Origin of the sequence: Pseudoalteromonas mucoides, assembly GCF_049257175.1 — a bacterium.
In the GTDB taxonomy this organism is placed as follows: Bacteria; Pseudomonadota; Gammaproteobacteria; order Enterobacterales; family Alteromonadaceae; genus Pseudoalteromonas.
In genome coordinates this window covers 1-13,909 of record NZ_JBMMUC010000027.1, presented here as the reverse complement: position 1 = coordinate 13,909, position 13,909 = coordinate 1, and the positions used below count along the sequence as shown (strand labels likewise).

Sequence of the window (13,909 nt, the reverse complement as noted above, 5' to 3'; positions counted from 1 at the left end):
GATACTTCATTATTGCTTTTCTTCATCCCAGTTACCGATGTCATCATCAGTACCAGCTTCGCCATCTGGGCCCATTGAAAAAATATCAATTTTACCAATTTCTCCAGGGCTAATTAACTGATACGGATTACCCCATGGATCTTCTGGTAATTTAGAAATAAATCCACCTTCGGGGAAGCGACGTGGAACAGGCTCAATGCTAGTTTGATTAACTAAACCTTCAAGACCTTGCTCTGTGCTTAAGTAAGCTTTATTTTTTAGTTTATAAAGGCTCATCGCATCTTCAAGCTGTTGAATATCTAAATGCGCTTTATCGATAGCTGCCTCTTCTTGTTGCCCCATAATATTTGGTGCCACGATTGACATGATCATGCCAATAATAACCAGTACCACCATAACTTCGAGTAATGAGAAACCTGATTGTTTATTCACGTATGTACCTCTGTTTTCTTATTAATTAATCACTGTAACAACACATATTGCTGCTACAAATTCTTGAAACTGTTAAAGCCCGATTGCTTTATTCATTGCCATAATAGGTTGTAAAATTGCCATTACGATAAACAGGACTATCACCGCCATAGACGCTATCATCGCAGGCTCTAATAGTTTTAGCGAGACATTTACCATGGTCTCGAATTCACGATCCTGATTGTTTGCAGCACGCTCTAGCATTTGCTCAAGTTCACCAGATTTCTCGCCACTGGCAATCATATGCAGCATCATAGGCGGAAACAATTTCGTTTCTTGTAAGGAAGCACGTAAGCTTGCTCCTTCACTCACTCGTGTTGCAGCATCACCCACTGATTTTTTTATTTTTTCGTTCACCAACACCCCACCTGAGATGCGCATGCCCTCAAGTAAAGGTACCGAGCTTGAAGATAAAATACTCAAAGTACGAGCAAAACGCGCCGTGTTTATGCTGCGCGCCACTTTACCTATGCCAGGCATTATTAAAATTTTAGAGTCGTACCAAAAGCGAATTTTAGGCTGCTTTAATGCGTGTTTTATAGAGATTGCGAGTATGGTGATCACCACTAATGAGATCAACCAATAGTTCTGCACAAAGTTACTGGCAGCCATTACCCACTCGGTAGTCCAAGGTAATACCTGTTTTGATTTTTCAAATGTTTTAAGAATTTTAGGTACCACAGTACCTAATAAAACAGAAACGATACCAATGGCAAAAATCACTAGGATTACAGGGTACACCATGGCTTGCGTAATTTGACTACGCATGTGTTGACGTTGCTCTGTGTAATCAGCTAAACGGTTCAGTACTGCATCTAAGTGACCCGACTTTTCTCCAGCCGCCACCATGGCGCGATATAAGTTATCAAATACATGAGGAAACTCAGACATACCGTCAGCTAAGGTGTAACCCTCAACAACTTTTGAACGCACAGACATAAGCATGCGTTTTAAGCGCGGTTTCTCACATTGCTCAGCAACAGCCATAACAGCACCTTCGACTGGCAATGCAGATTGAATCAGGGTCGCAAGCTGGCGGGTAATTAGTGCCAAATCCGAAGTAGAAATTTTAGATTTGAATAAGCCGCCAAAAGCTGATTTTTTAGCCCCTTTGACTTGCTTATCGCCTTCAGCTGCCGGAACAACCTCTAGCGGAGTAAGTCCTTGCTCACGTAAAGATTGACGTATTTGTTTTGCTGTATCAGCTTCTAAAATACCTTTTTTTTCTTTTCCGCGACCATCAAGCGCGCGATACTCAAACGCAGCCATTAGCCTTCCTCACGGGTAACACGTAATACTTCTTCCAGAGTAGTCTTACCTGCTAATACGCGACTACAGCCATCTTGACGAATACTTGGGGTATGTTTACGAATGTATTTTTCAACACTCTGCTCGCCTTTACCACTGTGAACAAGCTCTCGTACGGTTTCATCAACAACTAATAGCTCGTGAATACCTGTACGACCACGGTAACCATTAAAGTTACACTCTTCACAGCCCACCGCACGATAAATTGTTGGTGGATTATCGTTTGCTACGCCAAGTAGTTCACACTCACGTTCATCTGCAACATGCGCCTCTTTACAGCTATCACATAAAGTACGAACTAAGCGCTGCGAAAGTACACCCAGTAACGACGATGATAATAAGAATGGCTCTACGCCCATATCTTCCATACGAGATATAGCACCGGCTGCGGTGTTTGTATGCAGCGTAGACATTACTAAGTGACCTGTTAGTGACGCTTGCACGCCTATTTGCGCCGTTTCTAAATCACGTATTTCACCAACCATTACCACATCTGGATCTTGACGTAGGATAGCGCGCAGGCCACGAGCAAAGGTCATATTCACTTTTGCGTTAACTTGTGTTTGACCAATCCCCGGAATTTCATACTCGATTGGATCTTCTACGGTTAGAATATTGCGATCACGAGAGTTTATTTGACTCATACCTGCATAAAGCGTGGTACTTTTACCAGAACCAGTTGGGCCGGTCACCAATATGATACCGTGAGGTTTGCTGATCAAGTCAGAAAACAACTCACGATTTCGTAGCGTCATACCTAAATCTTCAAGATTTAAACGCGCATTATTTTTATCCAGTAGACGTAATACCACTCGCTCACCAAAACTTGATGGCATGGTTGATACCCGGACATCAACCGCACGTCCTGCAATACGTAAACTTATACGACCATCTTGTGGGATACGCTTTTCAGCAATATCAAGCTTGGCCATTACTTTAATACGTGAAACTAACAACGAAGCCAGTTTACGGTTAGGTTTAAGCACTTCTTTAAGTACGCCATCAACCCTAAAGCGAATAACGAGTTCTTGCTCAAAGGTTTCGATGTGAATATCCGAAGCACCTTCTTTGATAGCTTCACTAAGCATCGCGTTAATCAATTTAATGATTGGCGCGTCATCATCGCCAGCGAGTAAGTCTTCCGTTTGCGGCATTTCTTCAGCCAGCGAAAATAAGTCAACCTCGTTGCCGATATCTTCCATCATTTGCTGAGTTTCAGAGCTATCGCGCTGATATGAAGCTTCTAATAACAGCTCGAACTTGTCGTCTTCCAGCTGTTCAAGAGTAAAACCATGCCCTGCAATTCGGCGAACTTCGAGTAAAACATCAATATCAAGCTCACCACGATAATACACCACCCAATCATCATCATTTTTACTTAATAATACGCCAGCGCGTCTGGCGTAAGAGAATGGCAAACGTTTAGGAGGTAATTCAACTAAGTCATCACTGGTTAACAGCTCACTATTGTGTGGTGCTGTTTCAAGCTCTTCATTTATTGATGTAATAGCTTCAGTCATTATTGCGCTCATCCGCATTCTGCTGCTTTAAGTAATCTTCATACGTTGGTGGTAGCACTAACTCATCATCCCACTCAGGTAAAATTGGAACTTCAGTCAGTGGCATTAAATCAATGCCGTCTTCTTTTTGCTTATACTGCTCACCACGAATAAAGTTATATTTAGAATGGCTTAGCTGGTTCATCTTAACGCCATCACGAATAATCGTAGGGCGAATAAATACAATCAAATTACGCTTACGTTTACTAGTGCTGGTTGAGCGGAACAAGTGCCCAAGAATTGGAATGTCACCTAATAAAGGTACCTTCGAAACACTTTCTTGTACGTCTTCATCAATCAAGCCACCAAGTACCACCATTCCGCCATCATCGGCCATAACAGTGGTTTTAATCGCACGTTTATTGATAGAGATATCAACTGACGTAGTACCACTCACGCCCGATACTTCTTGCTCGATTGTTAACTGTACTGCTGTGCCATCATTAATTTGTGGTGTAACTTTAAGCTTCACACCCACTTCTTGACGTTCAACTGTTTGGAATGGGTTTGAATTATTAGAACCGGTTTGCGAGCCAGTAATTATAGGGACCTCTTGACCTACAATCATAGATGCTTCTTCATTATCCATGGTTGTGACAGAAGGCGTAGCAAGAATATTTGAGTTAGTATCTGTTGATACAGCTTGAATTATCGCGCCCCAGTCATTTTTGATAATACCCATGGCAAGGCCATTAATGCCACCAAGTAAAGCAGCTAGCGGGCCAAGATCACCTTCGACTGTTTCTGATGTGTTACTAACAGTTCCAGTCTCAGATCCTACTATTGTGCCTTCAATTGTAGTATCCGCAGCTTGCTCTGCGGCAACCGCTAAAGAACCTACAGGAACCGTCGTGCCATTATTAAACTGCACCATACCACCTTGCTCGGAAATCCATTGCAAACCAAAGTTAACACCATCGGCTTCCATGACTTCAACAATAATAGCTTCAACAAGTACTTGAGCACGACGAATATCTAATCGCTCAATAACAGATTCAAGTGAACGCATAGTATCTGGCTGAGCTGTAATAACCAATGAGTTTGAATCTGGGTGTGCTTCAATGCTGGTTTCGTTTTGAGTGCGGCTGCGGGTTTTAGTAGCCCCCTGGCCTTCCTCAGCAAGGGTTTTACTCACACCTTGGAGTACTTTTACTAAATCCTCAGAGTTGGCGTAATTTAAGTAAATAACCTTAGTATTACCTTGGTTTTGTAATTCGCCATCAAGACGCTTAATTAATTCTATAGCGCGGTTTCTAGCTTGCCCTTCACCACTTACAATGACGCTATTAGTACGACCATCAGCAACTACTTTGGGGATTAAAAACTCAGGGACACTACCTTTGCCACTATCTTTATAAATATTCTCAACAACAGAGACCACATCATCAGCTGTCGCAAAGTTCAACTTTACAATATCAACACGCTTGTCACCGGCTTGGTCAACAGAGCGAATAATTTCAACTAAACGGTTAACCGATGCAGCATGGCCTGTTAGCATCATAACGTTGGCAGCATTAAAGTTGGCAACATGACCGCCATCTTTTTGGTCACTAAATTGGCGTACTAATGGGCCTAGCTCTTGTACGCTTACATTCTTTACTCGTACTACACGAGTCACCATCATATCGCCGCTGGCTTGGTTATCTTCAGTAATTAACGGTACGTTTGATTTTTTGGCATCTGAGCTTTTTTCTATTTTTATGATGCCGTTATCCATTTCTACAGCTGAATAGCCATACACTTCTAACACATTTAAGAAAAACTGATAATACAGCGCTTCATCCATTAACTCATAACTACGCACATTTACTTTGCCACGCACATTAGGGTCAATGATCACAGTCTTATTTAGGTTTTTACCCACGATATTAATAAACTCATTAATATCTGTGCCTTTAAAGTTTGCAGCATATTCAACGGCTGACACCGATAAAGATAAACTAGCCGCAAAAAAAAGTGTTGCGTACTTAGCTAACCCTTTTCTGATTTTTTTGAGGTGTAGCACGTTAACCATTATATTAAAACTCCAAAGCTAGGTTATTGCAGGCTAAATTGCACATCGATTTGCTCACCATCACGTTCAATTGTAATGTTAGCATCGGTACTATTACGCAGCTCATTAATAGCTGACATGGCCTGTTGCATATCTGATAGTTGATAGCCGTTGATAGAAACAGCTAAATCATTGTTCTTTAACCCCATTTGTTTAAACAAGGCAGGGTCTTTACCTGGGCTTAATCGATAACCGATCAGCTCACCATCTTTCATAGCTTGCGAAATACGAATATAATCAAAAAGCTTACCTGGGTCTTGCAATAGTTCATCGCGAGTTTCAATAATGGCTTCTTTAACGTCTTCGTCTGCTGTAGCATCTATTTGTTGATCAATTTCAAGCTCTCGAGGGCCTTGCTCAACATCGGCTTCACGTTCAGCTAATACAGGCATTGAGACTGTTTTAGTAAAGTCTAAGCCATCTAACATTAATGTTTCAAAGCGGCCACTTAGATCTAAAATCACACGGTCAGGCAATACTTGAGCCAGCTTTGCTCGAGTTCCTTTAACAACATCATCTACTAAATATGTCGCTTGTTGGCCTTGCGACTCTATTACAGCAAGACCTGTTTGATCATTATTACTAACCGCTACAATACCCGTCAGATTAATGCTTAAGCGTGTTTCGGGGGCATTGTTAATAACTTTCTCTTGTCGACTTGGTTTATTTTTAGCCACTGCATCAGCTTTACCGAATAAATGTATATCGATTATGGATTGTGAATTAACGCGCTCAGATTGGTTATTCGTTGCTGTATTATAACTGGTAGGAAGAGGTTGATTTACTGGCTCAGGCCATACTAGCCAAAACAGTTTAGCCATTAAAAAGGCAATATAAACAACGGCTAATAGCGTTACCACCCAACTTAATTTAGCATGAGGTAGTTTACTTATATATTGTTTTAGCTGTTGTAATTGCTGATCCATAAATGCCGTTTCTTATTTTAATTTACTGCTATATCGCGAGCCTATAGTACCTTTTCATTTTTCATTCAACAAGCACGCTAATATTAAACTTTGTAAACAAGATAAATTAACATCATTTATGAGTGAGAAATACTAAGACTGTTTCTTTGTCAGTTAGTTTCATGATAAATTTTGCCTTATAGCAACTGCTTTATAAAGAGTACAATTGTGTCAAAAAGTAACACCCGTAATTCAACGTCAACTGATGAAACAATTAGTGTCCGTTTAGATAAATGGCTATGGGCTGCTCGCTTTTATAAGACCCGCGCCATTGCCCGAGACATGGTGCAAGGCGGTAAAGTACATTATAATGGTCAGCGGACTAAGCCCAGTAAAATAATCGAACTTGGTGCGCAAATAAAATTAGCCCAAGGGGTCGATGAAAAAATCATTACAGTGCTTAAAATAGTTGAAAAACGCGCTGGTGCCCCCATTGCACAAACCCTATATGAAGAATCACAAGCCAGTATAGAAAAACGCGAAGCAAATAGTATTGCCCGCAAAAATAATAGCTTCTTTGCCCCGCATCCAGATCGCAAGCCGGATAAAAAACAAAGACGCGAACTTTTAAAAATGAAATCAAGTTAGGTAATGTCACTCATGCAACAAGATTTACTTCACCGTTATACATTTGATCAGCTAGACGTCAGAGGCGAACTAGTTCAAATAGAGCAAACCTATCAAGAGATGATCTCAGGTCATGAATACCCTGTTGCTGTGCAAAAACTATTGGGGGAGCTTTTAGTGGCTACATGCCTGTTAACAGCAACTCTGAAGTTTGAAGGTGACATAGCCGTGCAACTACAAGGCGATGGCCCTGTTAAATATGCTGTTATTAATGGTGATGATCAGCAAAATATGCGTGGAATTGCGCGCTTACAAAGTGAAGTCACAGGAAATACTATTAAAGACCTTATTGGCAATGGCGTTATGGTATTAACTATTACACCCAACCAAGGTGAGCGTTATCAAGGTATCGTCCCTTTAGAACACGAAACCCTAGCTGAATGTTTGGAAGCTTACTTTGCGCAATCAGAGCAACTACAAACTCGTCTATGGTTTGCAACAGACACGACAGCGGGCAGTGAGAAAGCATCAGGATTATTACTGCAAGTACTACCCGTTAATAAAGAAAAGTCGATTGATGACTTTACACACTTAGAAGCACTCAGTAATACCATTAAAGATGAAGAACTATTAACGCTTGATGCAACAACAGTACTTACTCGTTTATATCATGAAGATAATCCTCGTGTGTATGAGCCCCAGCCAATTAAGTTTAAATGTGGCTGCACCAGAGAGAAAACAATTACAGCACTTGTTAATGTCGGCCAACAAGTTTTACTTGATGATGCCGCTGCAAATGGTGAAGTGAAAATTAGCTGCCATTATTGTTTAAAAGATTACATTTTTACCGAACAAGATATAAAGAGTATTTTTAACTAAAGCACCATATTGAATTGTTCAATATTCAAGCCGCACCCTGTGCGGTTTTTTTGTGCATTAAATTGATACCGGTGTCATGAATTTTATGATTTTTATGACACCGGTATCATTGAAATTATTCATGTTTTTTACTAAATATATGCGTTTTTAAGGCCTTCATAGGCTCGAATATCCCTAATCCATCTGTTACTATAAAAACAGCTTAAAGGTTAAAAGAACCCCAGAGCTATCCCGTTCAATCTCACACAATTTAGGTATAAACATGACTTCAAGCGCTACTCGTTTTGTCGATCTAACTGCAGCTGAACTTGTCGAACACGCGATCCGTCGTGGCGAAGGGACTTTAGCCGCCAATGGAGCTTTTGTTGCAAAAACTGGTCACCGTACTGGTCGCTCTCCAAAAGATCGTTTTATTGTTCAAGAACCAAGCACTGAAAATGATATTCAATGGGGTAATGTAAACCGCCCTTTCGATGCAGATAAATTTGACGCTTTATGGGCACGTGTAGAAGCACATGTGCAAAGCAATGACCACTTCATCTCTCACCTTGAAGTTGGCGCTGATCCTGAGCACTATTTACCTGTAGTTGTAACTACAGAAACTGCATGGCACCATATTTTTGCCAAAAACATGTTTATCGAACCTAAATCTTATAATGCATCTGATTTACCCCAGTGGCAGGTAATGAATGTTCCTTCATTTGTATGTGACCCAGAGCGTGATGGCACAAACAGTGATGGCACAGTTATTATCAACTTTGCACAACGTAAAGTATTGCTAGCAGGTATGCGTTATGCCGGTGAAATGAAAAAATCAATGTTCTCTGTGCAAAACTTCCTACTTCCAGCAAAAGGTGTATTACCAATGCACTGCTCTGCTAACGTAGGCGAAGCTGGCGACACAGCTTTATTCTTTGGTTTATCAGGTACAGGTAAAACAACTTTATCTGCAGATCCAACTCGCTTTTTAATCGGTGATGATGAGCATGGCTGGGCACCTGGCAGTGTTTTCAATATCGAAGGCGGCTGTTATGCAAAATGTATCGACTTATCGCAAAAAAATGAACCTGTCATTTGGGATGCTATTCGCTTTGGCACTATCTTAGAGAATGTAGTACTTGATGAAAATCGTGTACCTGACTTTAACGATACTAGCCTAACTCAAAATAGTCGCGCAGCGTATCCACTTGAACACGTTGAAAAGCGTAAAGTTGAAAACCGCGCAGGTGAACCAAAAGCAGTTGTATTTTTAACATGTGACGTTAGTGGTGTTTTACCACCAGTATCAATCCTTAGCGAAGAAGCAGCTGCATTTCACTTCTTAAGTGGCTACACCGCTAAAGTGGGCTCAACTGAGATTGGCTCAACGAGTGATATTGAATCAACTTTCTCTACATGTTTCGGCGCACCTTTCTTCCCTCGTCCAGCAGGTGTTTATGCAGAGCTTCTTATGAAGCGTGTACGTGAGTTTGGCGCTAAAGTATACCTAGTGAACACAGGTTGGACTGGTGGCCCTTACGGTACTGGTAAGCGCTTTGACATCCCAACAACACGTGCAGTGGTTGATGCAATTGTATCAGGTAAACTTGCTGGCGTAGAAACACAACATATTGATGTGTTAAACCTAGACGTACCAGTTGCTGTACCGGGTGTTGATAGCGAACTACTTAACCCTATTAATACATGGGAAGATAAAGCTAAATATGCTGAATACGCAGCTAAACTTGCAGCAGACTTCACTGAAAACTTCGCAAAATACGATGTATCAGATGAAATTAAAAACGCAGGTCCTAAAGCATAATTACATGTTTTAAAGTTATATTAAACGCCAGCCCCGAGCTGGCGTTTTTGCTCAGGTAAAGCATACTTTTATTCACTATCAAAACAGAATTATTTAACTTCTTCCCTTATTACTGCTCTTTTGTCACTAAGCCCTAATGCTACTAGAAAATATATTTACTTATCCAAGCAATAGCTTTTAATAGTTAAAATATTTTATGCGAAAACATTTACTTTCTTTTTCTTTATGTTAAAAAGTAACAGTGCATATTAAATTAAATGTTACTTTATTACTCAAAATGAGAGTTAAATGTTAATTTGAGTGTAATCTAATTTGGCATACTAAGTCTTAATGCCAGATAAAAAGGATAACTTCTCGGGTAATCAAATTACTTATGAAGTTAATGGTCATTATAAAAAGAAACGGAAAAATTAAACCATGTCAACACGAGTCACCTGTAGCAGTAATAAAAATATAAAACGAACTAAAACCCGGCTTAGCTCAGCGGTTTCATATGCAATATTAGGTTTGTGCCCATTATTACTTTCAGCTCAAAATTCGCATGCAAATGACAGCGATGTCATTTCAATTAATGAAGATGATCCTATTGAAGTCATCGAAGTAACAGGGATCAGAGGTAGTATCAATAGCGCGCAAAACCTTAAACGTTATGCAGATACGGTAAAAGATGTGATAACCGCATCAGATATTGGTGCATTGCCTGATAAATCTGTTACTGAGGCCTTACAGCGTGTGCCAGGCGTTACCATTGAACGCTTTGCATCATCGAGTGATCCAAAACATTATGCTGATGAAGGTACTGGTGTTTTAGTACGCGGATTAGATCGAGTGCGATCTGAGGTCAATGGCCGTGATGCATTCAGTGCGAATCCAAATGGTGGCTTAAGCTATGAAGACTTTCCAGCCGAATTACTCAACGCCGTAGAAGTAGTGAAAAACCAAACAGCCGATCTTATTTCTGGTGGTATTGCTGGGACTGTGAACTTAATTACTCGTAAACCATTTGATTCTACCGATCGCATAATCTCTTTTAACGCCAAAGCAAACTATAGTGATTTTCGCGATGAAACCACTCCTTCATTCTCAGCGCTTTTTTCTGATAATTGGGAAACCAGTGCTGGTAAGTTTGGCTTTTTAATTGCAGCATCTCAATCCGAATATAAAACCCGCGGTGATGGGGTTGGCTTAGGTAACTTTCATGCTCGAGGTGACTCCTTTATACCTACGCTTGATCAATGGGGAGGCATCACTGGCGTTGATCCAAGCTCTCCTGTAGATGGTGCAGCACTTCCTAACCAACCTGAAAATAGTGTGTGGTATGTTCCTGCAGCGATTCACATGAGCACTGCGACTAACGACCGTAAAAGAACCGGCTTCACTAGCTCCTTACAATGGGCAAGTGATGATGACAAAATTGTCGCGACGCTTGAGCATATTAACTCAAAAGCATCTTTAGAGTGGAATGAGCGTCAAATAGGACAGGCCGCACAGGGCTTTAGAGGCTTTATGGGATCATCTCAAAATTGGCAAGATGACTCAGAAAATGGCCATCCATTAACTACAGAAGATGGCTTTGTCACATCAGGTATTGCACTTGGCGTTAGCCCCGAAACACCTTTCTTCTACCGCAGTCGTTGGAACTACAATGAGAGCACCGTAGAAGACACCTCAATTAATCTTGTTTTAAAACCAGTCGATAGGCTTACTTTAGAGTTTGATTACCAACATGTAGACTCGGAAAAGGTCGTTAACAACTACAGCATGTCAGGCCAAACTAGAGGGAATCATGTGCATGCCGTATCACCGTATTTTCTGGATATGCGCGGTGACAGACCTACAGTTGAGTTTCTCAGTGAGAACATAATGACTGCGGGTTGGTCGCCAAATGAAGATTGGGACGGTCCAGTGCCTAACTTATTTCTAGGCAGTGGCATGGAGCAAGAAGAGCATAATACAGCAACAGCAAACAGCTTTAAATTTGATATGAATTATGAGCTTGATGGTAATTTTACAAACATTAAAGCAGGCTTCTATATCTCAGATAAAGACCTAACCGTGCGCGATACAGCCTATGAGGGATGGTCGGCAATTGGCACCCCTTGGTTACAAGCTGATCGCAACGCTGCTGCCGCAGTTAATCGCCCAGAGCTATTTGAACGCGTGGATTTTTCTGATTACTACCATGGCCAAGTACTACAAGGTAGCGTGAACAACTTTCTTTTCCCTAGCATGAATCTAGTTAAAAACTACGCCGATTCTTTACGCCAAGGTTGTAAGGATGGATGGCATAATGCTACTAATAGCGCAGCAAACAATGGTACGTGCTCAGGCACTTACGTCCCCTATGCAGATAAAGATAATCGTGTCGAAGGCCCTTTTGCAGCCCATAATATTAGTTCAACAAATGAAAAGCGTAGTGAATTTTACATTCGCAGCGATTTTGATTTTATAGATTTAGCAATTCCAATTACAGGTAATATTGGTTTACGTTATGTAAACTATCAATTGCAATCAACAGGCGCTTTTGTGCAGCCACAAGTAATTAAACGTGGTGAACTTGGTACATCATTAAATGACGTAATGCAACAGCCTGAATATAAGCGTTACTACGATATTGCCAATGGTGAATCTCAATTAAGCACTGCTGACGGTACCGACTACAACACTATCCTACCGAGTTTAAATTTGAGCTTTGGCGTAAGCGAAGATGTCGTAGTACGCTTTGGTGTATCAAAAGCATTGTATTACCCAAGCCTAGTAGATGCCCGAAATATCAGTATTTTAAATTTAGACTATACTCGCCGACTAGAAACCCCTGGCGCCGACTATGATGAAGCGAACAACCCTGTAGTTGGGCTTGATGATATTGAGCTAACAGCTTTATCAGGTAATCCAAACCTGAAGCCTGAAGAGTCTATCAACCTTGACCTATCAACTGAATGGTACTTTGCCCCAGCAGGCTATGTCACCGTGGGATTATTTAATAAAAAACTCAGTAATATTATTCGTAACAAAGCATTCGATTTAGACGTGACATACAATGATGAGATCTACGATGTATCAGCTTATGGGCCTGCTAATACGGGGTCAGGTACCATCCGTGGTGCTGAATTTTCTTATTCCCAATTCTATGACATGCTGCCAGGCGCATTAAGTGGCCTAGGGTTACAGTTTAACTACACCTATATAGACCAAGACGGTTTAGAGGATCCTAACGAAGTATCGGCTGGTACACTTGGCTTTGATGAAAACGGTAACCCTATTGCGGATAATCGCAACACCTTCCGTGTCTTTAGCGATTTACCACTACAAGGTTATTCGGATCAAAATTTAAATATTATTGGTATGTATGAGTACGAAAACATTTCATTTCGTCTAGCTTATACTTGGCGCTCTGAATATCTGTTGACTCTACGTGAATCTGAAGAGTATGTACCTGCTTATGCTGAAGCTTCAGGCATGATGGATGCCAGCCTCTATTACACAATCAATGAGCATTGGAAAATAGGTTTTGAAGCGAGCAACTTACTTGATACCGAAACAAAAACCCAGTATCAATTAGACCAAGATGGCGCCAGAACTGAAGCACTCAGCTTTATCACAGATCGCCGCTACGCTCTCAGCGTTCGTGCAATATTCTAAGCAAAAACATGCGACTCGCGAGCTATTTCACTTTCCTGCAAACGCAAAAAAGCCCGACTCAATGAGTCGGCCTTTCTTGTATTTGGAGCCATGGTGCGCTACGCAGTAGGATGACATGGTGCCCACTGCGGTAAAGAGCCACATAACAAATACTACACTATCATCGGCTGTGGTGTTCTTTTATCCGTGGGTATCAAATACTCAACCCACGCTACGGCGGTCAGGTTGACGCTGTGCAACTCGCTAGCTTTACTCTCGCTAACTCGCTTGCTATTTCATTTTCCTGTAAACGTAAAAAAGCCCGACTCAATATTGTATTTGGAGCCATGGTGCGCTACGCAGTAGGATGACCTCGTGCCTACAGCAGTAAAAAAGCCACATAACAAATGCTACACTATCATCGGCCGGGGCGTTCTTTTATCTGTGGGTATCAAATACTCAACCCACGCTACGGTGTATGAATTGACGCTGTGCAACTCGCTAGCTTTACTCTCGCTAACTCGCTTGCTATTTCATTTTCCTGCAAACGTAAAAAAGCCCAACTCAATGAGTCGGGCTTTCTTGTATTTGGAGCCATGGTGCGCTACGCAGTAGGATGACCTACTTTCGCATTGACGGCTTAAAGCTGAGCGCTATACTTTATTCCAGACAGCAAAAAACCCGT

At 41.2% G+C, this 13,909-nt stretch carries 9 protein-coding genes; 4 read left to right on the top strand and 5 right to left on the bottom strand.

All coding sequences use genetic code 11. From position 1 onward, the window contains the following. Nucleotides 1-9 precede the first annotated feature (9 nt). From gspG to gspC, 5 genes are all read right to left on the bottom strand, one after another. Nucleotides 10-432: a type II secretion system major pseudopilin GspG gene (gene gspG / locus AAEU30_RS20915; protein ID WP_087534409.1), complete on the bottom strand. Its 423-nt coding sequence runs from the start codon at nucleotides 430-432 to the stop codon at nucleotides 10-12. Between the two features lie 72 nt (nucleotides 433-504). Continuing rightward, a complete protein-coding gene (gspF, locus tag AAEU30_RS20910) occupies nucleotides 505-1,740 on the bottom strand; it encodes a type II secretion system inner membrane protein GspF (protein ID WP_087534408.1) in 1,236 nt (411 codons plus the stop codon). Next, nucleotides 1,740-3,299, bottom strand: a complete 1,560-nt coding sequence (gspE, locus tag AAEU30_RS20905) for a type II secretion system ATPase GspE (protein ID WP_421962211.1) — start codon at nucleotides 3,297-3,299, stop codon at nucleotides 1,740-1,742. Before gspE ends, gspF begins: the two co-directional genes overlap by 1 nt. After that, complete coding sequence (gspD, locus tag AAEU30_RS20900) at nucleotides 3,292-5,352, bottom strand: type II secretion system secretin GspD (protein WP_421962210.1); 2,061 nt, start codon at nucleotides 5,350-5,352, stop codon at nucleotides 3,292-3,294. Before gspD ends, gspE begins: the two co-directional genes overlap by 8 nt. Before the next feature lie 23 nt (nucleotides 5,353-5,375). Beyond that, nucleotides 5,376-6,317, bottom strand: a complete 942-nt coding sequence (gene gspC, locus AAEU30_RS20895; protein WP_421962209.1) for a type II secretion system protein GspC — start codon at nucleotides 6,315-6,317, stop codon at nucleotides 5,376-5,378. Nucleotides 6,318-6,521: 204 nt separating this feature from the next. Here gspC and hslR point away from each other — a divergent pair, with 204 nt between their 5' ends. From hslR to AAEU30_RS20875, 4 genes are all read left to right on the top strand, one after another. Continuing rightward, a complete protein-coding gene (hslR, locus tag AAEU30_RS20890; protein WP_421962230.1) occupies nucleotides 6,522-6,944 on the top strand; it encodes a ribosome-associated heat shock protein Hsp15 in 423 nt (140 codons plus the stop codon). 12 nt (nucleotides 6,945-6,956) lie between these two features. Then, the gene (gene hslO, locus AAEU30_RS20885) at nucleotides 6,957-7,802 is read left to right on the top strand and encodes an Hsp33 family molecular chaperone HslO (RefSeq protein ID WP_421962208.1); all 846 of its coding nucleotides are present in this window, start codon (nucleotides 6,957-6,959) and stop codon (nucleotides 7,800-7,802) included. 262 nt (nucleotides 7,803-8,064) lie between these two features. Beyond that, nucleotides 8,065-9,603 carry a phosphoenolpyruvate carboxykinase gene (locus tag AAEU30_RS20880; RefSeq protein WP_421962207.1) on the top strand — a complete coding sequence of 513 codons (1,539 nt, stop codon included), beginning with the start codon at nucleotides 8,065-8,067 and terminating at the stop codon, nucleotides 9,601-9,603. Nucleotides 9,604-10,020: 417 nt separating this feature from the next. Further along, nucleotides 10,021-13,245 (top strand): TonB-dependent receptor, encoded by a 3,225-nt coding sequence (locus AAEU30_RS20875; RefSeq protein ID WP_421962206.1) that lies wholly within the window; start codon nucleotides 10,021-10,023, stop codon nucleotides 13,243-13,245. Nucleotides 13,246-13,909: the final 664 nt, after the last annotated feature.

Excerpts from the sequence above, each read along its gene's own strand:
- AAEU30_RS20875 (WP_421962206.1), top strand. The coding sequence starts at position 10,021 with ATGTCAACACGAGTCACCTGTAGCAGTAATAAAAATATAAAACGAACT.
- hslO (WP_421962208.1), top strand. The coding sequence starts at position 6,957 with ATGCAACAAGATTTACTTCACCGTTATACATTTGATCAGCTAGACGTC.
- gspD (WP_421962210.1), bottom strand. The coding sequence starts at position 5,352 with ATGGTTAACGTGCTACACCTCAAAAAAATCAGAAAAGGGTTAGCTAAG.
- gspF (WP_087534408.1), bottom strand. The coding sequence starts at position 1,740 with ATGGCTGCGTTTGAGTATCGCGCGCTTGATGGTCGCGGAAAAGAAAAA.
- AAEU30_RS20880 (WP_421962207.1), top strand. The coding sequence starts at position 8,065 with ATGACTTCAAGCGCTACTCGTTTTGTCGATCTAACTGCAGCTGAACTT.
- gspC (WP_421962209.1), bottom strand. The coding sequence starts at position 6,317 with ATGGATCAGCAATTACAACAGCTAAAACAATATATAAGTAAACTACCT.
- gspE (WP_421962211.1), bottom strand. The coding sequence starts at position 3,299 with ATGACTGAAGCTATTACATCAATAAATGAAGAGCTTGAAACAGCACCA.